A 25,893-nucleotide genomic window follows, 5' to 3' on the forward strand; every position below is an offset into this window, starting at 1 on the left:
TAGTTTTTTGGAAGGAGCTTCCCATCCGGAAGAACTGATGGAACGTGCAGCACAATTGGGGTACCGCAAAATTGCGGTTACTGACCGGAATAGTTTTGCTGGTATTGTTCGCGCCCATACTGCCGCAAAGAAGCATGGTATTACACTTATTCCAGCTTGTCGCCTGGACTTACAGGATGGTCCAAGTTTATTGGCTTATCCAACTGATAAAGAAGCTTATGGACGGTTGTCATCTTTATTGACTGTAGGCAACCTGCGGGCTGAAAAAGGAAAATGTCATCTCTATCGGTCGGATGTTTATCAGTATAGGGAAGGAATTCGATTTATCATTTGTCCACCCACCCGGTTAACGGCCAAATTTGAACTGGAAGCCGATTTTCTCGCTTTTGTAACGGAATATAAGCAGCAACTGGGCGCTGCCCTGTATTTGGGGTCAAACGGCTATACCGTGGTGATGATGCAAAGCTCCTGTTCCGTATGCAACAATTGGGTGACAACCTTGCTATTCCCTTGTTGCTTTGGGGATGTCTATTATCATGTACCCGAACGGCGGGAACTACAGGATGTTTTAACCTGCATCCGAGAGAAATGCAGCATTCAAAATGCAGGATTTAAATTGTACCCCAATGCCGAACGGTATCTGAAACCTATAGCAGAGATGGAGCGCCTGTTTAGACCTTATCCTGAAGCCATCGCACGGACCATGGAAATAGCAGCAGCATGTAGCTTCTCCCTGGATGATCTAAAATATGTTTATCCAGATGAACTGTCTTCTAATGGGCGTACCGCGCAGGAGGAATTGGTCTATTTGACATGGAAAGGGGCGAAAGATAGGTTTGGTGATCAAATCCCTGATACTATCCGGGATACCATCCAGATGGAACTTGATTTTATTGAGCGGAAGGACTACGCTTCTTATTTTCTGACCGTCTATGATTATGTGCGTTTTGCAAAAGAAAGGGGTATTTTATGTCAAGGACGTGGCTCGGCGGCCAATTCGACGATTTGTTATTGCCTAGGCATTACTTCAGTCAATCCTGCCGAATTCAGGTTGCTCTTTGCTCGGTTTATGTCCGATGCGCGGGATGAACCACCCGATATCGATGTGGATTTTGAACATGAACGCCGTGAAGAGGTGATTCAGTATATCTATGAGAAATATGGTCGCAATCGTGCGGCTATTGTGGCGACAGTAACGCAGGTACGCGCCAAAGGGGCTGTACGTGATGTCGGGAAAGCCATGGGGCTATCCATGGATACTGTCGGCCGTCTGGCCGGCGTGGTCAGCAGTCATTGGGATGATTATATTGATCTGGAGCGCTTGAAGGAACAAGGCTTTAATCCCGACGATCCGCATTTGCGTAAGGTACTCGAATTGACGCATCAGTATATCGGGTTTCCAAGGCAGCTGGGGCAGCATACCGGTGGTTTTGTTATTACACAGGGTAATCTGCATGAACTCTGTCCATTGGTAAATGCCCGTATGGATAATAGGACCAACCTGGAGTGGAACAAAGATGATCTGGAGGCGCTGGGTTTCCTCAAAGTAGATGTACTGGCATTGGGGATGCTGACCTGTATCCGGAAAGCTTTTGATCTTGCCAAAAGGCATTATGGGCTGGATCTGACGTTGGCCAAGATTGGAGAAGTTGAAGATCCAAAGGTATATGATATGATCTGTCATGCCGATACCCTGGGGTATTTCAGATTGAGAGCCGGGCGCAGATGTCCATGCTGCCACGACTAAAGCCAAGGATATTTTATGATCTGGTTATTGAAGTGGCCATTGTACGTCCGGGACCGATACAGGGGATATGGTGCATCCGTACCTGCGCCGTCGTAATAAGGAAGAGGCTGTGGACTATCCTAAAGAGGAAATTAGGGCGATTTTGGAAAAAACGCTTGGTGTCCCGCTGTTTCAGGAACAGGCTATGGAGATTGCGATTGTTGCGGCTGGATTTACACCTGCCGAGGCGGATGAACTGCGCCGCAGTATGGCGACCTTTAAAGCAAAAGGGCAGGTGTCGGTGTTTAAGCAAAAGATGATCGATGGTATGGTGAAGAAAGATTATACCGTAGAATTTGCCGAACGGGTTTTTCGTCAACTGGAAGGATTCGGAAGTTACGGCTTTCCGGAAAGCCATGCGGCATCTTTTGCACTGCTGGTCTATGTTTCATCCTGGATCAAATGCCATTATCCCGATATTTTTGCAGCATCTTTGCTCAATAGTCAGCCTATGGGATTCTATCAGCCTGCGCAGATCGTTATAGATGCGGAGCGCCATGGGGTGAAAGTTCTTCCCATAGATATCAACCATTCCCACTGGGATAATACCCTGGAAGGGGAAATGGGGCGCCCACATGCGCTGCGGTTGGGCTTACGTCAGATCAAGGGATTTTCGGAAGAAGAAGCGCTGTTGCTGACCTCAGCGCGCCAACATGGATATTCGGCTATCACAACGATGATGGAAATTGGGTTGTCCCTGTCTGCCCTGGAAAGGCTGGCTGAAGCGGATGCTTTCCGTTCACTGGGCATCGATCGCCGGAGGGCATTGTGGGAAATCACTGCTTTAGGGGATCGTCCCATTGGATTATTTGAAGGGAAACCTTCACCACAAGGTATAGAAGGGCAGATTGAGCTACCCTTGTTGCGTCCCAGCCAACATGTTGTAGCGGATTATGCAAGAACCGGTTTGTCCATCAAAGCGCATCCCGTAAGTTTCCTGCGTGACAAATTGGATCTGCTTCACGTTGTTCCAACTGAAAAATTAAACCTGATCAAAAATAATATGCCCGTAAAGGTATGCGGATTAATTACAGTGCGACAGCGTCCGGGGACATCCAAAGGCGTGCTATTTGTGACCATTGAAGATGATACCGGATTTGCAAATGTGGTTATCTGGAGTAAGATATTCGAAAAATACCGAAAGGAGATCCTTCGGGCTAAATTGTTTATGGTTGCCGGAAAAGTACAGGTAGAGGGAGAGGTGATCCATGTCATTGCCGAACGTTGCTTTGATATGTCCGGTTTATTAAAAAATCTGGCCGAAGAGGATGAGCCGGTGAATGATATTTTTATAAAGGACGGAATTTTCATTGATCTTCCATTTATTAATCTCATTTTTGAACCTCGTAAAGAACATGGTATAACAGGAATCAACTGAAAGAAGATACAAGCAGATGAACAAAACTATTCTCGTCAACAAGATAGAAATCGATAAAGAAATAATTGTTGATCTAATTAAACAGGACAATTACGATGGTGCTATTAAACTGATCGCCAATCGCGCAAATGTAAAATTGAAAACGGCCCGCGATATTGTTCAAATGTTCGAAGATGGACATATTGATCTTTTTGATGGTAAAGACTTGTTTTTAGTTGATTACGATGAAGTTCCGCACAGCAATTCCACTACTCGTCAAGAGCCTGTCCCATCTTCTTTTTGGAAGTAGAAAAAGACAAAAGCAAAGGGGCAGGGAGTAAAAGGGCTTAATAATAGGCTTAGCTGTACTTGTGATAGGTTTTGTTTTTTTACGTTATGTTGTTGGTTTTAACCATATCGGACATCATTTGTCGGAACTAGCTCAGGTATTTGGGAAAAATGATGAGGGGACGGCTGCATTGGATGCTGATACAGCAGCACGGGGATCTTCCTTAGAACCCGGTGTCACCCGTGTAGCTGATGTGGAGGACTTTCGTCCTGTAGATACCAATCTTCTTGCTCCTGAATTCAAATCGGCTGAGATAGCAAAGATTAAAAACGCGCAATTTGATAAATTAATTCCTGCCAAGAACTCTCCCACAGATGAAGATGCACAATTGGCTTTAATCTATCTCACGAACAAGCGATTGACAGCTATTATTATCGAACAAAAACTGAATATCAAAATTGGCAAATGTTATGAAAACCCCAAGAAAGAGGGCAACCAACACTGTGTAAGCTGCATGATATTACTCTATAACCGCGAAAAGAAGACTTGGCAAGAAGCTCCCAATGGGGAGAATTTCCTTGACAACGCCTATGATTTCTATCTGCCTGAAGGTGGAGATACATGGGAAGCAAAGTCCTCAGTATGCACATACCGTATGATTATGCATTATTCAAAAAATACGAAGGAAAAGATTAATTCAGTACTTCACAGTCATGATGCTGCTGAGCGGTGGTACAGTTGTCTTTCTTTTTCCGATTTGTCGGTAAGTAGGCGATACAACAGCCAACAAAGATGAGTAATAGCATAGATACTGTCGTCGCATAACCATAAGCAGCAGTGACATTATTCAGCTGGAAGAAGGTGTTTCCTTTTTCGTATAGGAAAAGTCCAACAACAAAAGCAATACCGAGGCAGATAGACAGCTGTTGTATCGTGAGGTAGATGGCGGATCCTACACCAATTAATTCCTTGTTGACATCTTTTAATGCAAGTGTCATCAGGGAGGGAGTACACTACCACATCCAAGCCCATAAATGAAAAAGAGCAGATGAAGCTGATCCGTCGCGATAGTCTCTTTGTTGAAAACGAGCAGATGAAAGAACAGTCCTATAACCATTGTGCCCAATCCGGCCAGCACCACTGCTTTCCCATAACGTTGAATCAACTTGTTGACCATAAGGCTTGCAACGACGTACCCAATACCTTGGTAAACGAAAGCGACACCGGTCATGGTAGCCGTGTAGCTCTTGTGATTCTGTAAATAATTGGAATTAATAATAAAATAGGCATCCTGAACCATGTAATAGGCTAGTGCAGCTACCAGCCCAAGGTTGAAGACCTGGCTGCGGAAGAGTGAGAAGTTAAAAAGTGCCTGTTGTCCGGTTTGGTATAGCTTCTTCTGCTTTTTCAGGAACAATAGCGTTAAGATGAGTACGGTCCCCAACAGCAGGATACACCAGATCGGCCAATGCAATTCAGGTCCCATGATCAAGGGGTATATCATGCCTATCATGAGTATAAACAAAGTCAGCATCGGTATAAATGAGATCGAGGATTTTGGATTTACCTGATCACTGGGGACATAACGATAAGCGGCAATACAGGCAAGGACACCAATAGGAATATTTATTAGGAAAATAAGACGCCAGCTTTCCGGTATCCAGGATTGATCCGGAAGCAGGCCACCGAGCAGCTGACCAATGACAGAGGCAACACCTGCAATACTGCCATATATTCCCAATGCCATTGATCGTTTTGTCGCATCTTCAAAAAGTAAGGTAATTAATGCGATGCCCTGTGGTACCATCATACCTGAACTAATTCCCTGGAGCAGCCTGCCGATTAGTAAGAAATAGATATTGGTTGACAGTCCACATAAGAGCGACGCAAAAGTAAAACCGGCCATACCCAGTAGGTATAATTTCTTTTGCCAAAATAATCTCCGGCATTGCCTGCATTGATCAACAGACTAGCATACCCAATAATATATAGAATAATAATCCATTGCGTTGCACTATTACTCAGATCCAAGGCATGCTGTATGGTCGGTAAAGAAACATTGATAATGAATAGATCGATGACAAACAAAAAGATGCCAATGGATAAGATAGAAATATGAAGCAAATCTTTAATTTGGAAGCGCATATAGAAAGTTTTTGATAATTTTATACTCAAAAGTAGTTTGGAAATTTTTTATGATCAAGTAGTTATAAATTATGTACTTGGTATGGTTTTATGAACTAATGGTCAGTATGAGGTGATTATGGACGAAAAAAAAAAGTGAGTTTTTTGGAAGTTGTTGCGATGTCAATGGTATTTTCAAGATAATAGGTGGAAAATGGAAGGTTTTACTGATCAAGGCCATTGCAAGAGAGTGTCCTAAGCGGTTTGGAGAATTGCGTAGGGAAATGGATGATATGGCACAGACAACATTAACGGTACAACTACGGGAGCTGGAACGCGATGGTATCCTGTGCCGACAGATTTATGCAGAATCACCACCACGGGTAGAATATAAACTCAGCGATCTGGGAAAAACATTGTTACCAATTATAGAGCGGCTCGATGAATGGTGGTTAAGCTATAAAAGTGAGCGTGTATAGGAAGGATTAGGAAATGCATCCTGGTAGTTGTCTACACAGTATGCATTTCTTCTTTTTTGAGGTCCCCAATAAAACAATCGTCAGGATAATGCAAGCAGTACCCATCCAGTCTGTAAAGGCAAAAGGTGTATTAAGCCATAATACCGCCAGTAATGCCGCTGATAAAGGTTCAGCGGAAGCGAGAAGGCTGGTTTTTTGACCGCCAATTAATTTGACTGCTGTGAGGTACGCGTAAAAAGGGATGAGGGTTCCAAAATAACGATAAACGATGTATAGCTATAGGTCTGTATATCCCAGACACCAGCTACATCCCAAGGAGCCCTGACAAAACAAAATGCAATTCCGCCGATGAGCATACCCCAGCCAATGACAACTGTTGACTTATACTTATTAAGGAGATGAACAGGTTGTAAGGTATAAAAGGCCAGTGTTACTGCCGACACTAATCCAAAGAACAGCGCAATTCCAGAGATCGACAATGTTCCTATTTTACCATGGGTGACCAGCAAAAACGTACCTAATACGGCCAGTAAAATTGCCAAGCATGTTTTGCCATTGGGAAATTTCCGCTCTTTTAACGCAATATAGATCGCGATCATAACCGGACCGGTGTATTGCATCACCGTTGCTGTAGCAGCATTGGAATAGTTAATCGCAGCAAAATAAGAATATTGAACAGCAAGCACACCAACAATACTAAATAAGAGCAGGTCAATGGCATCTTTGCGGTTGCTCCAGATAGACCATAAGTCCCTTCGGTTATTTGCTCCTGCTAAAATTAGTAGGACAGCGCCTGTTACCAACATTCTAATGGTAATCAGCCATTCGACATTTACCCCTCGTTGTTGAAAAAGAAATTGACCAAAAGTTCCGGAAACACCCCAAAGTATGGCTGCGCTAACAGCCAATAAAAAGCCTTTCAAAACTTTATTGTTCTCTGTATTATTCATGTTAAAAATTAATGACCTTTGGATGTACTGCTATAAGATCACCTCATTGTCGGTGGTGCCGGTGGATAATATATCAGCAATACTTTTTAATGTGCGTTGAGAAATTTGGGTTAATGCTTCCGTTGTGAAAAAGGCCTGATGTGCTGTAACTAAGACATTTGGAAAACTCATCAACAACTGAATGGTGTCATCTTCGATAATAACGGTGGAGAGATCTTTAAAAATAGTTTCTCTTCCTGTTCATAAACATCAATTCCTAACAATCCTATTTTTCGCTCTTTCAATGCGCTAATGGCATCATTGGTATGAATAAGATTACCGCGACTCGTATTGATAATGGTAACCCCATCCTTCATTTTTGCTAGCGATTCTTTATTGATGAGGTAATGGTTGTCTGGTGTAAGGGGACAATGCAATGAGATGATATCGGAGTCCCTAAATAATTGATCAAGAGATGTATACTGAACACCGGCTGTGATCAGATCCTGATCAGGATACAGATCATACGCGATGACCTCCGCTCCAAACCCGAGGGCAATTCGGATAAACGCTTTACCGATTTTCCCTGTTCCGATAACACCAATCTTCTTTTGATGGATATTGAAGCCCAACAAGCCGTTTAAGGCAAAGTTTTGCTCACGGACGCGATTATAGGCTTTATGTGTTTTTCGGTTGAGTGTCAGTAGCATAGCCATCGTGTGTTCGGCAACGGCTTCAGGAGAATATGCGGGTACACGACAGACTTGGATACCAAATTCTTTCGCCGCATCCAAATCTACATTATTGAAACCTGCACATCGCAAGGCGATTAATTTTACGCCTTTTTGAGCAAGGATTTCTATCACCTTGCGGTCCAACTTGTCATTGACAAAAACACAAACAACCTCTTCATTGTCAATTGCGTTGACAATATGGGGGCCGAGATGGGTTTCATAAAAATTGAATTGAAAACGGTAGGTTTCGTTTTCCCGTTCAAAAATATTTTATCGTATGGTTTGGTTGAAAAGAAAGCTATTTTCATAAAATTGTATTTCCTAAGTAAATATACAGTATTAATTTTTTATCTGGTTTAAAGTTTGTCGAATAAATGCGGTTGATGCTTGCAAAAAGCCCAATAAAAGCGGTAAATTAGTTTGAAATTATAATCAACTTATCCGATTTAACTTTTGCCGATAAAAATCACTTCATCATGAACTGGTCAACTCAAATTACACAGCTATTAGGCACAAAATATCCGATCGTACAGGCGCCTATGTTTGGTGTTACAACCCCGAAATGGTTGCAGCGGCTTCAGGAATTGGCGCTTTAGGTACATTGGCCCTTGGAGATTTATCCTACGAAAATGTATGGATGCCATTGCTGCAACGAAAAAGCTGACGACACAGCCTTTTGCAGTCAATATTTTCGTCAATAGCATGCCTGAGGTGTCAGAAAGTCTGAGATCCCACTATGATAAGGTGAGTTCCTTTGTAACAGCATTAGCTCGTCAACATGGACTAGCGGTCTTGCTGCCGAAGTTTGAGGAAATTCATTTGACGGATTATCGAGAACAAGTAGCTGCTATTATCGCAAGCCAGTGCAAAATCGTCAGTTTTATTTTTGGCAATCTAGACGATGGGAGCATAGGCCTTTTAAAGGAAAATAAGATTATCCTGATCGGTACCTGCACATCCGTTGAGGAGGCCCTGATATTGGAAAAATCGGGTGTTGATATTATTTGTGTACAGGGGCTAGAGGCTGGTGGCCATCGCGGAAGCTTCAATGATATCGCTATCCCACGGATTGGCGGACTGGCATTGTTGTCGCAAGTACATGATCATATAAGTAAACCCTTGATCTATGCAGGCGGGATATACAATGCCAATACCTTGCTTGCGGCGAGACAATTGGGAGCGGCTGGTTTTCAGGTCGGAAGTTTATTGCTTAAATCTGAGGAAAGTGCGTTGTTGGATTTTGAAAAACAACGTCTAAGTAGGGTGAAGGAATCAGATATTGTATTGACCCGGAGTTTTTCGGGACGGTTTACCAGGGCGATAAAGAACACTTTTATTGAGACCTTGGATAGGACGGATTATATTTTACCTTATCCCTATCAAAATAAGTTGACGAATGCGTTGAGAACGGCTGCCAAAGCGAATAAAAATATAGATTTTGTCGGTATCTGGCTAGGGCAATCCATTCATCCCTATCGGGATGGTTCGACAGGGGATATCCTTCAGGCACTGATCCGGGAAGTTGAAGCGCTGACAGATTGAACCGAAATAACCAAGTCATATCCAATATAACTAGAAATATAGGGTTGCTTTGATTCCATAGGGATGTAGATATTGTTCTACAATAATTTATTCGTTGTTCTTGTTTTATATAAAAAATGATTAAATTAGAGTTAACTAAGTTATAAACAGATTCATATGGAAATTAAAACATCTTCAAAGTTTGTTGCCGAACTAATTGGAACATTTGGTTTGGTACTGTTTGGTTGTGGTGCGGCCGCGATTGCTGGAGCCAATACCATGGGGGACTTTCAGGGCTAGGCCTCTTGGGTATTGCGGTAGCGTTTGGTCTTTCGGTCGTGGTTTTCGCCTACGCCATTGGAGGGATTTCGGGCTGTCATATTAACCCAGCTGTGACAGTAGGCGTACTACTGGCCGGAAAAATGTCCGCTAAGGACGCGATTGTCTATATCATTGCGCAGTTTATCGGTGCACTTTTGGGTGCCTTTGTATTGCAACAGATTTTGAGTGGGCAATTAGCCGGCTTTTCGGCAGGAGAGTGGGCTTACGGATCCAATGGATGGGGAAAAGGTTATCAAAACGAGTATGGTCAAACTTCAGCCTTTCTAATCGAAGCCGTTTTAACTTTTCTCTTTCTTTTTGTCATATTGGCTACAACCTCAAAGGTAGGTAATGGTACTATGGCAGGCTTAGCTATCGGATTTACATTGCTTTTGATCCACTTGGTGGCGATCCCGGTGACAGGTACTTCGGTTAATCCTGCGCGCTCATTTGGACCAGCGATTCTTGCTGGAGGCAATGCATTATCGCAGCTGTGGTTATTTATCGTGGCACCGTTAGTTGGCGCTGCTGTCGCAGCTGGCGTGTGGAGAGCGCTGGAACCTAAAGATTAATTTTTGGTATAAAAGAAGCGCGCAAGAATTCTATTATTTCCTTGCGCGCTTTTTTTGCTTATATAGAGTAGTTATCGCTCAGCAAATAATCGTCTTTTCTTTTAGGCTTCCTGCAAATCCCGAATAAAAGCTTCAACCTTTTCCTCATCAGTCGCCCAAGAGGTGATGAGCCGAATCGCGGTATGCTCAGCGTCTATATTTTTCCAGTTATAGAATTGGTAATGCTGGCTCAATCGTTCAATGACCTTCTTTGGAAGAATAGGAAATAATTGATTTGTGGTGGATTCAGTTAAAAAGTATAGCCCTTTTCACGAACTGCTGACGCAATACGCATGGCCAGGGCATTTGCCTGCCGAGCCAGATCGAAATAGAGATCATCTTTAAATAGTTCCAGAAACTGGATTGAAAGAATACGTCCTTTGGCCAACATAGCACCTTTTTGTTTGATTGCATAGTCAAAATCTATAGCCAATTCAGGTTTATTAAAGATAATGGCTTCTCCCAAAAGGGCTCCATTTTTGGTGCCACCAATATAAAAGACATCGGTATATTCGCTGATGGCAGCGAGTGTCAAATCACTATTTTCAGCAGTAAGTGCATGTCCCAATCGGGCACCATCGAGATACAGTAACAAATGATGGGATTGACAGAATTGAAAGAGTGCCTTGAGTTCATCACGCGTGTAAATTGTGCCAATTTCTGTTGAATTGGAGATATAGACTATACGTGGTTTTACGACATGGGGGCCAGCGCATAGGCCTCCAGAACATTAGCAATATCTTCAGACCTTAATTTCCCATCTGCTGTTTCGGTTGTGATGACTTTGTGCCCGGTGGCTTCGATTGCACCCGTTTCATTTGCTGCAATATGTCCCGTTTTTGCACTTATTACAGCCTCATGGACACGCAATAAGAACGATATGGCCAGTAAATTTGTTTGCGTTCCTCCAGAGACGAAATAGATGCCCGCATCTGGATTGTTTAATTTTTTTTTTAAAATTGCTTTTGCCTGTTGTGCATATTCATCCTCTCCATATCCGGATTGCTGCACGAGATTGGTTTCAATAAGTTTATCTAAAATACGGGGTGGGCCCCTTCCGAATAGTCGTTTTTAAAGTTGTACATAGTAAGTGTTTTAGCTCAGGTGTCTTTCTAATTAAGCAATGGCTATTGCAGTTTTTCCAATCTTTCATACCAAAACGATGAACCGAAAAAAGTCAATCGCCGCTTGCGTTTTCAAAAGTATAAATACGTTCTTACTTTTTCCTGCTTTTGAACAAAAAAACATGTTCGGGATCACTGATTACTTCGTCTTTTGCTAAATCTGCAATGAAGCAATCCTAAAAAAGTAAAACCGCTTGTCAAGCGATTATGACAAGCGGTTTTGTTTTAAAACGAGAACATCGAATGAACTTTTAATTTAGTAAATCATAGACACGTACATAGTCAACTTCAAATGTCACAGGGAATATGCTGTCATCGACGCCTTCTTTGCCACCCCAGTTGCCACCCACTGCCAAATTGATGAGCCAATGGAAGTTTTGGTCAAAGGGCCATTCTTTAAAACTCTTGTGCTCATTGTCAACATGAAAGATTTCATGGTCATCCACAAAACCTTTGATGTAGGCGGGAGTCCAGTCAACCCGATAGTTGTGAAACTCATCGGAAACTCCTGTAACCTGTCTTTTACTTGTTTTTGCGTATTTATACCATGATTGTAAGCTTTGGTATGCGTTGAAATATGAACGACATCCTGTTCGTAGCCAACATGTTCGAGAATATCTATTTCACCTGAGTTGGGCCATCCTCCATATTTCCAATCGGTCGGAAGCATCCAGATAGCAGGCCAGGTGCCACGACCTTTAGGTAATTTGGCACGGGCCTCAAATCTTCCATAAGTAAAATCACCTTTATTCTTGCTGACCAATCGAGCCGAAGTATAGGATTTGCCGCCTATATTTTCTTTTTCGCCGTAATCTTTAAGAGGCCATCTTCTACCTTGGAATTCGTTAATGATGCGTCCATATAATATTGCAGTTCATTGTTACCCCAGCCGTCATCTAAAGAACCGACATCATAGGACCATTTGTTCTTATCCGGTAGACCCGAATAGTTAAATTCGTCGGACCAGGTCGGTGAAGGAGAAAAATGATAGGTGAGGTCTCCTGTTTTAGCCGAATCTGAATTCACATAAAATGGAATATTTGCTGTCGCGACATTATTATTCCCATCGCTTGCATAAACAAATAGACGATAGGCGCCTGCTTTGATGGGAGCGGTGATAGATCCTTGGTATCGGAATTACTTTTGATATGACCGGATAGCGCTTGAGGTCGCTCCTCACGGTCACCACCCTCTTTGAGATCTGTACTCTCATGAAGGAGTTCCCAACGGATCTGTAATTTATCCCCATCAGGATCCTTTACAAAGACTTCAATCGGATATTTCTTACCTGATTCAAGATAGATAAAATCTTTTGCCTGCCTGTTGTCCAACAAAAAGGATTCTAGCTGCGGTGCCCGATTGTTAGGCCATTTGCCTGACCAGAGATAATGCATTACATCAACGACTTCATTTTCTTCTCCGCTTCGGTAAACAAACCATACCAGGTTGGTGTGCGTTCTTGTTTCTGACCCCATAGAAAGACATAAGAACCCAGGCAGTTTTTGTCCTGACCGATCGAAGCTTCGTACCTGGATCTATAGACGGCTGCCTTCTGACTACTGCTCTCCTCAATGGATGCTCCCCATGGTGTCTGTAGACTTTCCCAATGCCCCGTAGGTCCCCATTCCGTGACGATATAAGCTTTATTCCAGCCCACTTTTTTTTAATTCTTGGGGAACAGCGGCGAGTCCACCGTATACCTGCACGGCAATAAGATCCAGAGCAGGGCACTTTAACTTGATATAATCAATCTCTTTTTGATTTATACCCGCAAGCATGGTCGTTACCAAGTGATTGGGGTCTAATTCATGGATCATTTTTGCAATATCATTGACGGCATCCCAGACTTTGGGATTGCTGTAATGAAGGTTGAGCTCATTACCGATGCCCCAGGCCAATAAGGCTGGATGATCTTTGTATTTCAGGATAACTGTGCGAAGGTATTCTTTCTGTTTGGCAACTGCCGTTTGATCGTTATAATCGAAGCCATGTCGTTCTGTTTTCACATCCAGCCCTAAGGTGACCGTAAGCCCCAATTGCTGTGCTTTATTTAGGATTTCATCCGCGCCTTGAGGACTCCAAGTACGTATGGAGTTGCCTCCATAGGCTTTTAATTGTTCCATATTGCTTGTTCCGCCCGCTCCCTTGATAAAGTAGGGTTTTCCATCACGCATGATTGTAAAGCCGTTACCGGTTTTTGCGACTGCTGTTTTATGACTTTCCCTTTTTGTCCCCATACGATAGGAACGAAGAGAAGGTTTAGCAATAATAATGTTATTAATCTTCCTGCTGTCTTCATTTATCTAAAGTTAGGATTTGCATCTATTTGGGTCTGAGGTATAGGGAGAAACTCGCTTACACCGGGAATGAATTTTGAACCAAAGACATCTTTTGCACGCCCCGTACGAACCAAGTCATTGAAACGTTCGCCCCACCATTCACAGGCAAATTCAGCCCGACGTTCGTCAAGGATCTGATTGAGGGAGACATTGGCAATTGGTGTTAGTTTTGCGCGTTCGCGAATCAGACGAAAAGGTTCGTCTCCATTTTGTCCCTTTCTGACTTTTGCTTCCGCATTTAATAAAAGTACATCTGCATAACGTAATATACGAACATTATTATTCGCACCATACTCCATTCGGCCTGCTGTCATCTGGGATTTCGGAAGATAGGCCTTGCCGTTGAAATATTTGACACCAAAAGGATTACCATAAACCACGTCGCCGCTTGGTGTTGTCGCGGTTGTAGCCGGATTGCCATTGATTCCACAATATTGGATCGTCGTTTTCAAACGTTCGGTTTCGCCTCTATTGGTAAGGAAATCAACAATATTTTGTGAAGGGGGAACCCATCCAGCACCGGAAATAGGACTCCCTTTCTGATCACCTGAAGGACCTTGCCATTTGAAGAAAGTCCCCAGTCAACACCTGGTCGAACGATATCACCTGTGCCTAATCCAAAATCGGAATATTGTAGTTCAAAGATTGACTCATTAGCCAGCTTTCCAGGAATTTTAAAAAGCTCGTAATAGTTAGGATATAAAGAAAACCGACCACTGGCTATAATTTTGTTGGTGGCATCAAGCACTTCATTCCAATGTGTGCTTCCATTGTCATTTCCTGCCAGATCTGCCGCCGCTTTTGCTTTTAACAGGAGAGCGGTGTATTTTGTCACAGCACCAATGTGTTTAGACTGGTTTGGACGTGCATCTTCAAGGTCCTCCGAACAGGCATTCATTTCATCAATAATAAATTGTCGGACTTCCGCAGCGGTGCTTTTATTGATCGTAGCTAATCGGCCGATATTATCGCTATCAATCAGAATAGGTACATTGCCAAATAGACGTGATGCCATCAGATGGGCGTATGCCCTTAAGACTTTGACTTCTGCCTTGTATTGTTTGTTGAGCTTTATGTCAGCGGTATTGGATGTGGGAATTTTCGCTGCAAAATTATCCAACTCGATCAAGGCATTGTTTGCTGCGATAACGAGACTGTAATAACTAATCCAAGATTGATTTAGTCCCCAATAGGATTGAATTGTAACATCATTTTGAAAATTTTTGATGCCCATTAATTCGGGATTGTCATTTGGATTTGGGGCAGCTTGTTGGTAGTCGTCATCGCGCATACAACGAATGGAAAGGTCGATCCAATGAACCAGATTATCATCTGCAGCCGAACGGTACACGCCGGATACAGGGCCGTACATCAATGCCGTATTGCTGTAATCGATTTCCTCGGAACGCTGCTGGTTTTCTAAGGGTTTGTCCAAAAACTTACTACAGCTGGATATGGTAAAAGAGAGGCCTAAGCAGCTTGCAATCAGAATATATTTTAAAGTTTTCATACAGTTTAAATTAAAAGGTTAACAGTTAGAACGATACTTTGACACCTAGACTATAAGACGAAGCAATCGGATAGACGTTGGCATCGAATCCCATTCCAGTTATTTCTGGCGTAAAACCATTGTACTTCGTGAATATAAAAGGTCTGTCAGCCGTTGCAAAAACACGTACTGGTATTTTATTCAGATCAAAATTATAGCCAAGCTGAATATTCTGTATCCGTAAATAGGCACCACTCTCGACAAAAAACGAGCTTGCTTGCAGATTCCATGGGGCTACAGATCCTTTTGCAGAAGGGTGGGTGTTGCTGCTACCTTCTCCGGTCCAGAGATTTTCGATGAAAGCGGCATCTGCATTCATCTGATTGTATTTTCGACGCATTGCACGATTAAGATTATGGATTTTGTTGCCCGCTACACCTTGAAAGGCGATGCTTAAATCAAACTTTTTGTAATCAAATGCTAGGTTAAATCCGTAGGCGATAGTTGGAAGATAGTTCCCGAGGTTAACGCGGTCTTTTTCATCAAGCTCACCATTGTTGTTCTGATCTTTGTATTGAAGATACCCTGGTAAAATCGGTGTATTTGGATTTTGTTGGTTATATCTTTTCGCAATGGGATCTGCATCAATCTGCGCTTGATTTTGGTAGACACCTGCAACTTCATAACCGTAATAGAAGTTGATGGGTTGATTGAGCTCAATCCTCGCTGGAAATTCTGCCGACCATTCGGGATAACCATTCATGATATTTTCCAGTCCACCGAGGTTCTTTACTCGGTTTTTTAATGTGGTCAGGTTTCCGCCGATCGCATAGCCGAAGTCACCAACTTTGTCTTTCCATTGCAATCCAATCTCCCAGCCACTGTTCGTTACGCTGCCCCAATTGCCGTAGACACGATCCCAGGAAAAGGGGATAGGCCTGCTAAAAGCGAGATCGTTTGTTGTACGGTGATAGTAGTCTACTGTACCTGTTAAGCGATTGTTCAACAAAGCGAAATCTAGACCACCATCCCATTCTTCAACAACTTCCCAGCGGACCTGGGTGAAAAATCGGCCGACACGATATCCGGGTACACGTGTTCCATTTGTTGCACCTTCACTGCCGAATATTCCCGAATAATTATTGCCCGAATACACTGTCGCGTATCCAGCATTGGGTTGAATACCGTCGTTCCCCAATTTACCCCAGCTTCCACGGACCTTCAATTGATTGAAGAGTTTTTGGTTTTCCATAAACTTTTCGCGGGTTAATACCCAACCCAAACCTATCGAGGGGAAATAACCCCATTTTGTCTGATATTTTGAACTTCCATCAGCACGGAATGTTGCCGTCAATAGATACTTGTTGTCATAGTCATAGGTGCCTCTCGTGAAATAGGATATACCTGCATTTCTTGACCCTCTCTCACCGTAACCAGTAGCTGAACCAGTGCCTTGGGCATCCACCCCCACATACCAAAATTCTTCGGACGCAGGTACATCATTGGCTTGAACCCAGGTCTCACGCCAGCGTTCTTCACGAGAAGACTGGCCTAGTAGAATAGACCAGTGGTGTTTGTCGGCCTGATCTTTATAGGTTAAGAGGTTATCTAAGATATAATTGGTGTTACGTGCTTGCGCTGATCGTAAAAAAGAGCGGTCGTTGCGTTGATCATTATCAATATAATAAACAGGATTATAGTTTATGTTGTGGGTAGATTGATACCGCTGGCTAAGCTGTGAGCGAAAAGTGATCTTATCTTTCCAAAGCTCTGCCTCCAAATAGATTGTTGGTAAAATCTGAAAACCTTTGGTTTGATTGGTATTGTAGAATGCCGTTGCAATCGGATTATTGTACCAAAATCCGGATTGCATGCCAATCGCAGTACTAGATCCAAATTTTTCAGGTTTGGCAAGTTCCAGTGAAGGGTCGTAGACTGGATAGAGTGGCGAAGCAAAATAGGCCTGTCTGAACGCGGCGTTGTTAGGTGAATAGGTTTTGAAGTTATTGAAATGTGCACTAAAACCTGCTTTTAACCAGTCTGTTACTTTAGCATCCACCTGCATTCGGATATTGTATTTTTGGTTCATATTGCTGGCATCCATAATCCCGTCCTGTTTGACGTAATTAAGTCCCATCGCATAGGTTATTTTTTCACCTCCACCCATCATATCCAAGTTATGGTTTGTGATCAGGGCCTTGGAACGCAACAGTTCTTTGAACCAATCTGTATCCATTGCGGGATTGGTTTCGGTACCACCAAATTTCTGTACAGAACTCTTAACAAATGCGTCATTACCAATAGCCGTTGCATAGGCCGCATATTGCTGCGCATTGGCCATTTTTAAAACATTTGTTGGTGTCTGGAAACCTGCGAAACCATTATAAGTAATTTTTGATTTCATATTTAAGCTTCCTTTTTTGTAGTCACCAGAATGACACCATTTGCGGCACGAACCCCATAGATTGCTGCTCCAGAAGCATCCTTTAAAATAGAAATGTCGGCTATATCATTTGGATTCAGGAAGTCAATATTATCCATGAACATCCCATCTACAACATAAAGGGGACTTTCATTATTAAAAGAGCCTACACCACGGACACGGACGGATGGCGTTGATCCTGGTGCTCCCGAACTGACGATCTGTACGCCAGTGACAGCACCCTGTAGGGCATCCATTGGATTGGCGACAGTCCGTTTGACCATTTCACCCATATCTACCTTTCCAATAGGAGCTGTTAGATCTCCCTTTCGTTGTGTACCATAGCCGACAACAACTACTTCGTCCAGATTGAAATCACCCTTGGGTTGGAGCTGAATATTTAAGAGGTTCCCATTTATAGAAACGGTTTGTGTTTCATACCCCAAAGAGGAGATCACCAAATTGGTCGAATTTTGCGGAATTGAAAGACTAAAATCCCCGTTCTCGTTGCTGCTGGTACCGATCTTGGAATTGCCCTGCAAAAAGATGCTCGCGACAATAGGATTTCCCGCTTGGTTGGTGATCCTTCCACTGATGGTTTTGTTCTGTGCCATGACCGTATTTGTCAAGCAAGAGAACAGTGCAACACTGGCAATAATACTGATATTATTTCTCATGTGTAATGAATTAAAATTTAGGAATTGTTTATAATTATCAAATACCAAAATTAGTCTTACGGATGGGTTTGCTAAATTTTAGAGGTACTACAACACTACGTCATGTTGGGTTTTTCGGCTAAAATTCAATATATTTGGGCTACGTCAAGTTTACGTCAGCCAATTGAAGGGAATTATTATGAAGTGTTTTGTCATCCTATTTTTTACGCTATTTTCTGTTTTTTCAAATCGGCTGGTTGGACAGGATTTGCTTGGCTTACCACTGGTGTATAATTATAGCAAATCGATATATCAAGGCGGGAGCCGAACATGGGATATCAAACAGGACAGCCATGGGATTATGTATTTTGGCAATAGCGAAGGATTGTTGACGTTTGACGGACGATATTGGAAAACATTCTCCTTGCCCAATCACACCAATATTCGCTCCATATGGATTGATGTTAATGATCGTATATATGTTGGGGGCAAGGTGATTTTGGCTATTTTGAACGCTCTTCGCAATCAGGATTGACCTACAGGTCATTGAAAGAGCTAATTCCTCCAAAATATCGGAACTTTGCAGATATCTGGAATACTGTTGGGGTAGGGCAATCAGTTTTTTTCGAGGAACAGATGTTATATTTGAGTTAAAAGGACAAAAGATCCAGGTACACCCTGCTGCTGTGGAATGGTATTTTATGGGACAATCGGGGGAATATTATATGCACAGGATCGGAAGAATGGTTTTTTAGAATTCCGGGATAATAAATGGACTCCTATATCACAGACTTACCCTTTAAAGATGTTAAGATTGCTACTATAATGCCTTTTGGCAAGGATCGTATATTATTATCTACTTTAAATAATGAAAATTATGCCTTGCAAGGCAGAAAAATGACGCGATTGAATAAGCAGGATAACGATGGTAGCTATACCCCATCCTTAGCACAGATCGACGAGTTAACATTTGTTGTGGGTAATGCAAAAGAAGGTTGTCACATACGTGATATGGCCGGAAATACAATACAACGGATCGGCGTCAAGGAAGGTTTGCAAAATAAGAACGTCACCACCGTTTTCGTTGATAAGCAAAAGAATATATGGATTGGTACTGATAATGTAATTTCGGTCATCAGTTATGGAAGTGCTATTCGTTACCTGAGACCAAATATGGACAATGATGTTACCGGATATTCCGCTGTCATCTTTAATAATACACTTTATCTTTCTTCATCCAATGGAGTATATTATGCCAATATAAAAAGAGATCTAATAGATCAAAGCCGTTCACCGGCCGTGTTTTCACTGCTTCAAGGGAGTGATGCTGGAGAAGCCTGGCGCTTAGAACAACTCAATGGCTACGTGTTACTGGGGCACAATAAGGGTTTGTTTCAGATCACGGATCATTCCATCAAACCACTAACACAGGGTATAGGGACATGGAAATTGCTTCCATTAAATATGGTATATCCTATTGAAGAGAGTTTAGTTGGTACCTATCAGGGCTTGGAGCTATTGCATTTTCATAACGGTGTTTTCTCTTCTAAAGGCCTGCTCAATGGACCATCTGATTCTTTTCGCTTTCTTGAACAGGATGAAAATGGAACAATATGGGCTTCACATCCCTACAGAGGAATATACCGCATAACACTTTCAAAAGATAAGAAGTCTTATCAGGCTGAGCTGTATACACAAAAGAATGGACTACCCGCGGATTATCAAAATTATGTGTTTAGAATAAAAAATCAAGTTGTATTTGCAACGGAAAAAGGGCTTTATAATTATGATTATAATAGCAAGCGATTTGTGCCAAGCAAACAGTTTGCTGCTTTTAAGGATCTGACCATCCGCTATCTAAAGGATGACCAAGATGGTAATATCTGGTTTTGTACAAAGAAAACAGTTGGTCTTGGACAGTTTGACGCCAAAAAGGGAACCTATGATTTGGTTAATTTTCCAGAAATAGAAGGCATGAGTACTTCCGGTTTTGAGCATATCTATAGTTTCGATAAAAATAATATCTATGTAGGCGCAGAAAAAGGAGTGCTTCATATCAATTATGACAAATACCTGAAACAAAGCTTTAAGCCGGTCGCTATGCTCTCACAAGTTATGGCAACAGGGAAGGGCGATAGTCTTATTTTTGCTGGTTTTTTTCAAATATGTCAAAACTAAAAGAAGCGTCTGGAAAGGACAGTATCTTACAGTTGCCGGCTGTTTTCAATTCTTTCCGATTTAACTTCTCTTCACCAAGTTATGGCATACATCAACATCTGGAGTTTAGCTATAAATTGTCGGGTTATGATGAGAATTGGTCTTCTTGGACACAGCAGTCCGAAAAGTCGTATACCAACTTGCAGGACGGCGAGTATACGTTCTTAGTTAAGGTTCGGAACAACCTAAATCAAGTATCCAGTGTAGCGGAATACAGTTTTGTCGTTTTGCCACCTTGGTATAAAACCTTATGGGCAAAAATCGGTTACTTTCTACTCGCTACACTTGGTGTATTGGGTCTGATTCGTCTGCGAAAAATTGAACAGCATAAACAGCAGCTAAAACATGAAAAACAATTGAGCAGCTGCTGCGTTATATCCATCAGCTGGAAATTGAAAAAAATGAAAAAGAAATTGTGAAGCTGAACAATGAGAGGTTGGCCAATGAGGTCATCACCAAAACAAAAGAATTGGCGAGTACGAGTATGCAGCTGCTGGAAAATTCGGGAGCATTGATCAAAGTAAGAGATGAATTGGCTAAGCTGGATACGGGTGACGATGAAGATTCCAATCTAAAGCGTATCAATAACCTATTAAAAGATATTGAAAAAACAGCGCCAACTGGAATCAATTTGCCAGCCATTTTGATGAGCTTAATGATGGTTTTTTGAATAAGTTAAAGGAAAAACATCCCGGATTATCCCGCAATGATCTTAAAGTATGTGCTTATTTGAAGCTTCATTTTACATCCAAACAAATTGCGCAATTGCAGAATATTACTGTCAGAGGAGTTGAAATACACCGATATAGATTACGGAAAAAATTACAGGTAGAAACGGAGCTGTCATTAAATGACTATCTGAATACGATTTGAGGAAATTATACCTGTAAAAAAGAAAGCACCTATAATTAATTTATAAAAGGCTGAATTACCACATTCGTTACAGACAACAAACGATCAAAATATGAAAAGATTCTTTTTATTGTCAGTATATTATCGGTGTTCTGCATAGGCTATGCTTTTAACCTTATTCTTTTCTATCTTGTCTTGGATCGGTGAAAAGATCGATCCAAGAGAAAAGCGATAGCAGATCCAGCGATGTAGGCGATCAGGTCAGACCAGAGAAAGCCTTGGCCAAATAGCAGTCGTAATAGCGGATGACTTCTGACGCTGATTAATAGTGGATGTTGTACCAATTGTAGAAACTCAATTGCAAAACAAAATATCAATGAACTTACAAAGCAAAAGCTGAGGGATCGCTGAAAAAATATAAACCTGCATAACCAGTAGATCATCACAGCGTATAAACCATCGCCCACAGATAATGGGATTCCTGTAATTTTCCGTGATAATAATCCTAAGACTATTGTTGCACACATTAAAACCAGGTAGTGGACTCTCGTTAATTTTATCATCGTGATTATGCTTATCAAATAAAGTTGGTAGAGGTTAGTCTTTTTGAACAAACTGTTCCAATATTTTATTCAGTGCGATGATGTCATCTTTATCGCTCGGATATTGATTTATATTTCTGACACTGTGATTTTGATCATTGGTTAGGCCTAGTGCATTTTGCCGTACAAAACCGTTTGTCATAACTAATCCATTTGTGATACAGCTTGCTATATAGGAAGCATGATCTTTAAGAATTGGAATAATTGTCAAGTGTTTTTCTATCAATGATCTGGTTTCTTGTGCCTGTGCAGCCGGAATGCCGAGCATCGGTAGAAGTAACAAAAATACAAACGGATACTTCACAAAAGATTTCAATTCTTCTAAGGTCAGAAACCAGGCTTCAAAATGGCCGCCTAGATTACCGATATAGTTATCATTGAGAAAGAAAACGATTGCATTTGAACGGAATTGGATATGAATGGACAATTCCTCTGTCAGGTCTTCAGCGATATATCGAAGTACTTCATCATCTGTATTAGGAGGGAAGAAAAATTGTTCCCAATTGACCAAATCTTCCACATCAATTTTCAGAACATCCAGTGCTTCATCAATATTTAATTCGTTTTCAGCATCATAACCACGGAACCAGCATAAATAATAATACCAAAAGAATACGTTTCCCTCAAGCTCATTAACTGAAATGCGTTTATCCATATTATACCATTAGATTAATGGCTAAATATAAAAAGAAGTTTATAGAGAACGACGATACAGGGCAAAAAAGCTCTTAATAAAAGGGGAGTTAGTAGACTATATTTACTGTAGTGGATTTTCGTTGCGGCTGTTCTTTAACGATTTTTGACAGTTATTTTAATGACTATTTTATATTTTAGATCAATAATTTGATTTATGGCAAAAATATTATTTCTCTTATGTGTTTTTTTAGTTGCAACGTTCTATTTGCTCAGATACGTATCGTTGATAGTTTGAGTGGTGAACCTGTACCTCTAGTGAATATCTACGCTGAAGATGGAACATTATTAGGTGTGGCAAATGCAAAAGGGGAGTTTGCTATAGATTCGCTTAGGCAGAATGCAAGCGCAAAGATCATATTACAGCATATTTCTTATAATAATTATGAGGAATTGAGCTCGGGGCTACGTAAGGAGAAGTTGATCAAATTGATTCCACGTAGTATTAAAATAGATGAGGTCGCAATCGGAGATAAGAGTCGGTATGATTATCTGGTTTTGAAAGGGTATTTTAGAAATACCACTTTTTCAATAAGCGTACGCGTTATTTCTACGACGGAATTATTGAATATTATATTCCGTTGAAAAACAAGAATGGGAAAGTCTATCACCGTATTTTGGATTACCGGATTTTTGAGGATTCCATCGCTACTCAGAATTTTAGAGAGGTGATGGGTAATTTCTGGCAATGGAAGCCACATGTGATGCGCATGAAGGCACAGTCTGTTGCGAATGATCTTCCGCCAAAATTTGTTATGGTCCCGGATAAAGGGCGGCGAATCATCCGGACGGGTAATCTGAATACCGGCTATATCAAAAAACAGCCCGTGGCGATGTACAGGTCTATTTTGACATTATTCCACCCAATAGCCAAAAAGAAGTAAGTTTCTTTAAGGTCAAAGGGCAGCAATATACCGGCGTAACCATGGAAAATTATTCGCCGACAAATCTCGATCAACCTGAACAGGGTAAGTTGGTCAGCAGGGTGGTAATGAACGTCGGTGCTATCAAAAGAGGTCGTAAATCCGAATTTGTCCCTTTTGATTTTTGAGTGAGTTTTATACGCAAGAACGTCGATTCATGACGAAAGAAGAATTCAAGAGCGTAAAGAAAGAGGTTACTTCGGGTCTTTGGCTCGAATTGAAAAGCCGGTATACAAGCAAATTTTGGTTAGAAAATACTAAATTTGGCATCCCACCGATGAATCCGTTTATTGAGAAAAAAATTCGGCAAGGAATTGCTGGAGCTAAAATAAATTTGAATGCGGTACAGCTATTATAAACAGGATTATCTATTTCTAACAATAACAGTATCATTGTTGTTATTATAACGCAAATGTGCTAGAAGATCCAGCTTTTCCAAGCTTTCTGACAAATCTTTTGGATTTTTCGATATCGACCCTTGGTAATACTTAGTTCAAGCGCAGTAGAAAGCATTTTCACACGATTGCCATCTTCATCCAATGGATAGAAAAAATAACGTGATCGACCTGCGTATTTTTTTGAAAACACCTGTCGAGTATAGGTATCATAGGTCAAACCCACGACAAACTCATGATCTGTGTAGTAACATGATTGGGGCTGCTGAAAGTTTTGGCGGAGTTCGAGCCGATCTGCATAGATGGTTAACTTGGTTCCAAATCTTTCGTAAAGGCAATAGCAAAAAAGAGAAAAGAAAATAAAGCAAAGCCCATAAGAACCAAGGAAAAATTTCGCTCGACAAAGATTAAATAGCAAAGTCCTACCCAGATGATGAGCGGGGATATCATATAAAATGTCCATTGATTATTGGGATAGTATACCTTCACCTATTATTTTTATTCTATTTAAAATCTTTGTGTTATTTTGAATCAAGTCAGGAATGTTAATCTGTTTCAGTTTTAAAGCTTCCTTGTGTAAGACATGGTCTCAATCGGATTACCAAAGATCTTCTTGCTACCTTTTTGTTGGGTGAAGGATTTATGCTGTGCTATTTCAGCAGCAATCCGTAAATGATTTGCATATCCTGTTGGGGGTGGATCGTTATGAGTAACTGTCCTTGCTGATCAAAAAGCTGAAGTTGATTGACCAATGTATGGTTTATCTTCATGCTATAAATTTCGTCTAGAAGGATGTCCTGATCCGGTTTCTTCTGTTGTTTGATCAGAATATGTTGATGATCAATAAGTACCTCTATTTTGGGGTTAATTAGCTGCAGGATCACAACAAATGGACCAATAACAATGATTGCGACCAAGAAGCCCAGCGCTTTGGCTGATCCAAAGTTATTGACAGCATCGGCCATCCCATCGATGCCACCATAGATAAGGTAGAAAATAGTAAAAACTATAATCAAATAACTGAATCCAAAGATTAAGCCCTTTTTAACATTGTGTGATTTAAACTGAAAAGTCTTCATAAGTCAAATTTACCCTGCTTATCTCTCTATTTAAATATTCATTAATTGGATAAATATAAATATCTTTATCCAATTAATGCTATATAAGCGAACAAGAAAGTAGTCATTATTTTAAAAGCGTTGAAACTTGGGAAATAGTATCCAAATCGAACGGAAAAATTTAGGTAAAAGTGGGGATTATTTCACACTGGTATTGTATAGCCTTATTTTCTTCATAGGTTTTCTTTCCATCTTTTGGGAGTGGAAATCAGGTATAGTTTCTGTCATCTGCGTGATTGCTACCTATTTTCTGAACCGCAAAATAAATCTGATCGTACACCTAAAATGGTTTTCCATTGCTTTGGTTCTTTGGCGCTGCTTGTATCCTGGTTATTACAGCTGTCTTTTTGGATATTTATAATTCAATTTCTGGCACTAAGTTGTATTCACGCTGTGATAGCTTTTATAGCGGCTATTCGGGATGATCATACCGATATTATTTTTTCACTGAATGCGGATAACTTCTCCTGTCTCTGTCCCGGAAGTGATTATAAAGGATACGCTCTTAACCCAATGGGGTATAGGAAATACTTTAAAACAAAGGATATTGATAGTATTCAACAGGACGAGCGTGGATTGCTCATTGTTGTAAAAGGAGAGATTTTGCGACCGCGGGAATTAACAGCATCTGAAATAACACAAATTTTAGCTTATTTCAATGCAGGAGAGGCTAAAGTGGTCGAAGCTATTCCTCTTCGCGATACTCGTCAGGCCGAGACCGAATTAGCATGGGTGAAAATTCTGGTCTTTGGTGTTCCAATTCTGTTGGGTTCGCTTTCGGCTTACTTTTTTGGTGATAACGGACGAAATACGGCCGTCAGTATGATCAGTTTATTATTGCCCTTCCTATTGATTCCGCTGCTGTTGAAACTGGTCGATAGATGGAAAAGTCGGTCAGCAAAGAAGTAAGGT

At 41.3% G+C, this 25,893-nt stretch carries 34 protein-coding genes and 3 pseudogenes; 17 read left to right on the forward strand and 20 right to left on the reverse strand.

Going from position 1 to position 25,893, the window contains the following annotated elements:
• Nucleotides 1-37: 37 nt before the first annotated feature.
• The 4 genes and pseudogenes from KUH03_RS39555 to KUH03_RS39570 form a co-directional block, all read left to right on the forward strand.
• Nucleotides 38-2,489 (forward strand): annotated as a pseudogene (locus tag KUH03_RS39555) (error-prone DNA polymerase); the annotation flags it as partial.
• A 300-nt stretch (nt 2,490-2,789) separates the two neighbouring features.
• Nucleotides 2,790-3,164 (forward strand): OB-fold nucleic acid binding domain-containing protein, encoded by a 375-nt coding sequence (locus KUH03_RS39560; RefSeq protein WP_257097764.1) that lies wholly within the window; start codon nt 2,790-2,792, stop codon nt 3,162-3,164.
• Between the two features lie 16 nt (nt 3,165-3,180).
• Nucleotides 3,181-3,453, forward strand: coding sequence for a hypothetical protein (locus tag KUH03_RS39565; protein WP_257090103.1), 273 nt, complete (start codon nt 3,181-3,183; stop codon nt 3,451-3,453).
• 61 nt (nt 3,454-3,514) lie between these two features.
• On the forward strand, nt 3,515-4,228 hold the full coding sequence (locus tag KUH03_RS39570; protein ID WP_257090104.1) for a hypothetical protein: 714 nt from the start codon (nt 3,515-3,517) through the stop codon (nt 4,226-4,228).
• Nucleotides 4,229-4,429: 201 nt separating this feature from the next.
• On the opposite strand, the pseudogene KUH03_RS39575 reads toward KUH03_RS39570, so the two are convergent.
• Nucleotides 4,430-5,577, reverse strand: a pseudogene (locus tag KUH03_RS39575) (MFS transporter).
• 182 nt (nt 5,578-5,759) lie between these two features.
• On the opposite strand from KUH03_RS39575, the gene KUH03_RS39585 reads away from it, so the two are divergent.
• Nucleotides 5,760-6,035 (forward strand): winged helix-turn-helix transcriptional regulator, encoded by a 276-nt coding sequence (locus tag KUH03_RS39585; protein WP_373564893.1) that lies wholly within the window; start codon nt 5,760-5,762, stop codon nt 6,033-6,035.
• A gap of 6 nt (nt 6,036-6,041) precedes the next feature.
• Here the strand turns inward: KUH03_RS39585 and KUH03_RS49865 are convergent, their stop codons facing one another.
• The 3 genes from KUH03_RS49865 to KUH03_RS39595 form a co-directional block, all read right to left on the reverse strand.
• Entirely contained in the window at nt 6,042-6,305 is a 264-nt protein-coding gene (locus KUH03_RS49865; protein ID WP_373564894.1) for an EamA family transporter, read from the reverse strand.
• Nucleotides 6,242-6,985, reverse strand: coding sequence for a DMT family transporter (locus KUH03_RS39590; protein WP_257090107.1), 744 nt, complete (start codon nt 6,983-6,985; stop codon nt 6,242-6,244). Before KUH03_RS39590 ends, KUH03_RS49865 begins: the two co-directional genes overlap by 64 nt.
• Before the next feature lie 170 nt (nt 6,986-7,155).
• Nucleotides 7,156-7,965 (reverse strand): 2-hydroxyacid dehydrogenase, encoded by an 810-nt coding sequence (locus tag KUH03_RS39595; RefSeq protein WP_306429883.1) that lies wholly within the window; start codon nt 7,963-7,965, stop codon nt 7,156-7,158.
• A gap of 366 nt (nt 7,966-8,331) precedes the next feature.
• On the opposite strand from KUH03_RS39595, the gene KUH03_RS39600 reads away from it, so the two are divergent.
• From KUH03_RS39600 to KUH03_RS39610, 3 genes are all read left to right on the forward strand, one after another.
• On the forward strand, nt 8,332-9,240 hold the full coding sequence (locus tag KUH03_RS39600; protein WP_257090108.1) for a nitronate monooxygenase family protein: 909 nt from the start codon (nt 8,332-8,334) through the stop codon (nt 9,238-9,240).
• 156 nt (nt 9,241-9,396) lie between these two features.
• Nucleotides 9,397-9,519 (forward strand): hypothetical protein, encoded by a 123-nt coding sequence (locus KUH03_RS39605; protein WP_257090109.1) that lies wholly within the window; start codon nt 9,397-9,399, stop codon nt 9,517-9,519.
• Nucleotides 9,465-10,112, forward strand: a complete 648-nt coding sequence (locus KUH03_RS39610; protein WP_257090110.1) for an MIP family channel protein — start codon at nt 9,465-9,467, stop codon at nt 10,110-10,112. The genes KUH03_RS39605 and KUH03_RS39610 overlap by 55 nt, the downstream gene beginning before the upstream one ends.
• A 101-nt stretch (nt 10,113-10,213) precedes the next feature.
• Here the strand turns inward: KUH03_RS39610 and KUH03_RS39615 are convergent, their stop codons facing one another.
• The 13 genes and pseudogenes from KUH03_RS39615 to KUH03_RS39670 all read right to left on the reverse strand — a co-directional run bounded on the left by KUH03_RS39615 (nt 10,214) and on the right by KUH03_RS39670 (nt 18,202).
• Nucleotides 10,214-10,345 carry a hypothetical protein gene (locus tag KUH03_RS39615; protein WP_257090111.1) on the reverse strand — a complete coding sequence of 44 codons (132 nt, stop codon included), beginning with the start codon at nt 10,343-10,345 and terminating at the stop codon, nt 10,214-10,216.
• A 56-nt stretch (nt 10,346-10,401) separates the two neighbouring features.
• Nucleotides 10,402-10,836, reverse strand: a complete 435-nt coding sequence (locus tag KUH03_RS39620) for a low specificity L-threonine aldolase (RefSeq protein WP_306429884.1) — start codon at nt 10,834-10,836, stop codon at nt 10,402-10,404.
• An 8-nt stretch (nt 10,837-10,844) separates the two neighbouring features.
• Nucleotides 10,845-11,162 carry a beta-eliminating lyase-related protein gene (locus KUH03_RS39625; protein WP_257090112.1) on the reverse strand — a complete coding sequence of 106 codons (318 nt, stop codon included), beginning with the start codon at nt 11,160-11,162 and terminating at the stop codon, nt 10,845-10,847.
• 364 nt (nt 11,163-11,526) lie between these two features.
• Nucleotides 11,527-11,733, reverse strand: coding sequence for a hypothetical protein (locus KUH03_RS49870; protein WP_373564895.1), 207 nt, complete (start codon nt 11,731-11,733; stop codon nt 11,527-11,529).
• A 131-nt stretch (nt 11,734-11,864) separates the two neighbouring features.
• Nucleotides 11,865-12,038 (reverse strand): annotated as a pseudogene (locus KUH03_RS49875) (glycoside hydrolase family 16 protein); the annotation flags it as partial.
• A 26-nt stretch (nt 12,039-12,064) separates the two neighbouring features.
• Nucleotides 12,065-12,301 carry a hypothetical protein gene (locus tag KUH03_RS39635; RefSeq protein ID WP_257090114.1) on the reverse strand — a complete coding sequence of 79 codons (237 nt, stop codon included), beginning with the start codon at nt 12,299-12,301 and terminating at the stop codon, nt 12,065-12,067.
• Nucleotides 12,298-12,669 (reverse strand): hypothetical protein, encoded by a 372-nt coding sequence (locus KUH03_RS39640; protein WP_257090115.1) that lies wholly within the window; start codon nt 12,667-12,669, stop codon nt 12,298-12,300. The genes KUH03_RS39635 and KUH03_RS39640 overlap by 4 nt, the downstream gene beginning before the upstream one ends.
• Nucleotides 12,669-12,932: a hypothetical protein gene (locus KUH03_RS39645; protein ID WP_257090116.1), complete on the reverse strand. Its 264-nt coding sequence runs from the start codon at nt 12,930-12,932 to the stop codon at nt 12,669-12,671. Before KUH03_RS39645 ends, KUH03_RS39640 begins: the two co-directional genes overlap by 1 nt.
• A complete protein-coding gene (locus tag KUH03_RS39650) occupies nt 12,919-13,512 on the reverse strand; it encodes a DUF4038 domain-containing protein (RefSeq protein ID WP_257090117.1) in 594 nt (197 codons plus the stop codon). The genes KUH03_RS39645 and KUH03_RS39650 overlap by 14 nt, the downstream gene beginning before the upstream one ends.
• Nucleotides 13,513-13,574: 62 nt before the next feature.
• Entirely contained in the window at nt 13,575-14,066 is a 492-nt protein-coding gene (locus KUH03_RS39655; protein WP_257090118.1) for a RagB/SusD family nutrient uptake outer membrane protein, read from the reverse strand.
• On the reverse strand, nt 14,063-15,124 hold the full coding sequence (locus KUH03_RS39660; protein ID WP_257090119.1) for a RagB/SusD family nutrient uptake outer membrane protein: 1,062 nt from the start codon (nt 15,122-15,124) through the stop codon (nt 14,063-14,065). The genes KUH03_RS39655 and KUH03_RS39660 overlap by 4 nt, the downstream gene beginning before the upstream one ends.
• A 25-nt stretch (nt 15,125-15,149) precedes the next feature.
• The gene (locus KUH03_RS39665) at nt 15,150-17,507 is read right to left on the reverse strand and encodes a SusC/RagA family TonB-linked outer membrane protein (protein ID WP_257090120.1); all 2,358 of its coding nucleotides are present in this window, start codon (nt 17,505-17,507) and stop codon (nt 15,150-15,152) included.
• A gap of 2 nt (nt 17,508-17,509) precedes the next feature.
• Nucleotides 17,510-18,202, reverse strand: coding sequence for a TonB-dependent receptor plug domain-containing protein (locus KUH03_RS39670; protein WP_257090121.1), 693 nt, complete (start codon nt 18,200-18,202; stop codon nt 17,510-17,512).
• A 247-nt stretch (nt 18,203-18,449) separates the two neighbouring features.
• Here KUH03_RS39670 and KUH03_RS39675 point away from each other — a divergent pair, with 247 nt between their 5' ends.
• The 5 genes from KUH03_RS39675 (at nt 18,450) to KUH03_RS39695 (ending at nt 21,271) form a co-directional block, all read left to right on the forward strand.
• Nucleotides 18,450-18,716, forward strand: coding sequence for a hypothetical protein (locus KUH03_RS39675; RefSeq protein WP_257090122.1), 267 nt, complete (start codon nt 18,450-18,452; stop codon nt 18,714-18,716).
• Between the two features lie 236 nt (nt 18,717-18,952).
• The gene (locus KUH03_RS39680) at nt 18,953-20,359 is read left to right on the forward strand and encodes a two-component regulator propeller domain-containing protein (protein ID WP_257090123.1); all 1,407 of its coding nucleotides are present in this window, start codon (nt 18,953-18,955) and stop codon (nt 20,357-20,359) included.
• A complete protein-coding gene (locus tag KUH03_RS39685; RefSeq protein WP_257090124.1) occupies nt 20,347-20,817 on the forward strand; it encodes a triple tyrosine motif-containing protein in 471 nt (156 codons plus the stop codon). The genes KUH03_RS39680 and KUH03_RS39685 overlap by 13 nt, the downstream gene beginning before the upstream one ends.
• Nucleotides 20,814-21,068, forward strand: a complete 255-nt coding sequence (locus KUH03_RS39690) for a hypothetical protein (RefSeq protein ID WP_257090125.1) — start codon at nt 20,814-20,816, stop codon at nt 21,066-21,068. Before KUH03_RS39685 ends, KUH03_RS39690 begins: the two co-directional genes overlap by 4 nt.
• Nucleotides 21,065-21,271, forward strand: coding sequence for a LuxR C-terminal-related transcriptional regulator (locus KUH03_RS39695; protein WP_257090126.1), 207 nt, complete (start codon nt 21,065-21,067; stop codon nt 21,269-21,271). The genes KUH03_RS39690 and KUH03_RS39695 overlap by 4 nt, the downstream gene beginning before the upstream one ends.
• A 164-nt stretch (nt 21,272-21,435) precedes the next feature.
• Here the strand turns inward: KUH03_RS39695 and KUH03_RS49880 are convergent, their stop codons facing one another.
• Both KUH03_RS49880 and KUH03_RS39700 read right to left on the reverse strand, forming a co-directional pair.
• Complete coding sequence (locus tag KUH03_RS49880) at nt 21,436-21,813, reverse strand: DUF2809 domain-containing protein (protein ID WP_373564570.1); 378 nt, start codon at nt 21,811-21,813, stop codon at nt 21,436-21,438.
• A gap of 34 nt (nt 21,814-21,847) precedes the next feature.
• On the reverse strand, nt 21,848-22,507 hold the full coding sequence (locus KUH03_RS39700) for an Imm19 family immunity protein (RefSeq protein WP_257090127.1): 660 nt from the start codon (nt 22,505-22,507) through the stop codon (nt 21,848-21,850).
• A 272-nt stretch (nt 22,508-22,779) separates the two neighbouring features.
• Between KUH03_RS39700 and KUH03_RS39705 the strand changes: the two genes are divergently transcribed.
• The 3 genes from KUH03_RS39705 to KUH03_RS39715 are packed head-to-tail and all read left to right on the forward strand — an operon-like array spanning nt 22,780 to nt 23,596.
• On the forward strand, nt 22,780-23,130 hold the full coding sequence (locus tag KUH03_RS39705; protein WP_257090128.1) for a carboxypeptidase-like regulatory domain-containing protein: 351 nt from the start codon (nt 22,780-22,782) through the stop codon (nt 23,128-23,130).
• Nucleotides 23,127-23,429: a hypothetical protein gene (locus KUH03_RS39710; RefSeq protein ID WP_257090129.1), complete on the forward strand. Its 303-nt coding sequence runs from the start codon at nt 23,127-23,129 to the stop codon at nt 23,427-23,429. The genes KUH03_RS39705 and KUH03_RS39710 overlap by 4 nt, the downstream gene beginning before the upstream one ends.
• A 41-nt stretch (nt 23,430-23,470) precedes the next feature.
• Entirely contained in the window at nt 23,471-23,596 is a 126-nt protein-coding gene (locus KUH03_RS39715) for a hypothetical protein (protein WP_257090130.1), read from the forward strand.
• A 917-nt stretch (nt 23,597-24,513) separates the two neighbouring features.
• Here KUH03_RS39715 and KUH03_RS39720 read toward each other — a convergent pair.
• On the reverse strand, nt 24,514-24,942 hold the full coding sequence (locus tag KUH03_RS39720; protein WP_257090131.1) for a hypothetical protein: 429 nt from the start codon (nt 24,940-24,942) through the stop codon (nt 24,514-24,516).
• A 432-nt stretch (nt 24,943-25,374) separates the two neighbouring features.
• Between KUH03_RS39720 and KUH03_RS39725 the strand changes: the two genes are divergently transcribed.
• Nucleotides 25,375-25,890, forward strand: a complete 516-nt coding sequence (locus KUH03_RS39725) for a hypothetical protein (RefSeq protein WP_257090132.1) — start codon at nt 25,375-25,377, stop codon at nt 25,888-25,890.
• The last annotated feature ends 3 nt before the right edge of the window (nt 25,891-25,893 follow it).

Origin of the sequence: Sphingobacterium sp. E70, from assembly GCF_019285695.1 — a bacterium.
Lineage (GTDB): Bacteria > Bacteroidota > Bacteroidia > Sphingobacteriales > Sphingobacteriaceae > Sphingobacterium > Sphingobacterium detergens.

What these genes read in the sequence shown, in the direction of transcription:
- KUH03_RS39560 (WP_257097764.1), top strand. Translation starts at nt 2,790, where the DNA reads ATGCCCGTAAAGGTATGCGGATTAATTACAGTGCGACAGCGTCCGGGG.
- KUH03_RS39565 (WP_257090103.1), top strand. Translation starts at nt 3,181, where the DNA reads ATGAACAAAACTATTCTCGTCAACAAGATAGAAATCGATAAAGAAATA.
- KUH03_RS39590 (WP_257090107.1), bottom strand. Translation starts at nt 6,985, where the DNA reads ATGAATAATACAGAGAACAATAAAGTTTTGAAAGGCTTTTTATTGGCT.
- KUH03_RS39600 (WP_257090108.1), top strand. Translation starts at nt 8,332, where the DNA reads ATGGATGCCATTGCTGCAACGAAAAAGCTGACGACACAGCCTTTTGCA.
- KUH03_RS39605 (WP_257090109.1), top strand. Translation starts at nt 9,397, where the DNA reads ATGGAAATTAAAACATCTTCAAAGTTTGTTGCCGAACTAATTGGAACA.
- KUH03_RS39640 (WP_257090115.1), bottom strand. Translation starts at nt 12,669, where the DNA reads ATGCATTATCTCTGGTCAGGCAAATGGCCTAACAATCGGGCACCGCAG.
- KUH03_RS39650 (WP_257090117.1), bottom strand. Translation starts at nt 13,512, where the DNA reads ATGGGGACAAAAAGGGAAAGTCATAAAACAGCAGTCGCAAAAACCGGT.
- KUH03_RS39660 (WP_257090119.1), bottom strand. Translation starts at nt 15,124, where the DNA reads ATGAAAACTTTAAAATATATTCTGATTGCAAGCTGCTTAGGCCTCTCT.
- KUH03_RS39665 (WP_257090120.1), bottom strand. Translation starts at nt 17,507, where the DNA reads ATGAAATCAAAAATTACTTATAATGGTTTCGCAGGTTTCCAGACACCA.
- KUH03_RS39670 (WP_257090121.1), bottom strand. Translation starts at nt 18,202, where the DNA reads ATGAGAAATAATATCAGTATTATTGCCAGTGTTGCACTGTTCTCTTGC.
- KUH03_RS39680 (WP_257090123.1), top strand. Translation starts at nt 18,953, where the DNA reads ATGGACTCCTATATCACAGACTTACCCTTTAAAGATGTTAAGATTGCT.
- KUH03_RS39685 (WP_257090124.1), top strand. Translation starts at nt 20,347, where the DNA reads ATGTCAAAACTAAAAGAAGCGTCTGGAAAGGACAGTATCTTACAGTTG.
- KUH03_RS49880 (WP_373564570.1), bottom strand. Translation starts at nt 21,813, where the DNA reads ATGATAAAATTAACGAGAGTCCACTACCTGGTTTTAATGTGTGCAACA.
- KUH03_RS39700 (WP_257090127.1), bottom strand. Translation starts at nt 22,507, where the DNA reads ATGGATAAACGCATTTCAGTTAATGAGCTTGAGGGAAACGTATTCTTT.
- KUH03_RS39715 (WP_257090130.1), top strand. Translation starts at nt 23,471, where the DNA reads ATGGAAAATTATTCGCCGACAAATCTCGATCAACCTGAACAGGGTAAG.
- KUH03_RS39720 (WP_257090131.1), bottom strand. Translation starts at nt 24,942, where the DNA reads ATGAAGACTTTTCAGTTTAAATCACACAATGTTAAAAAGGGCTTAATC.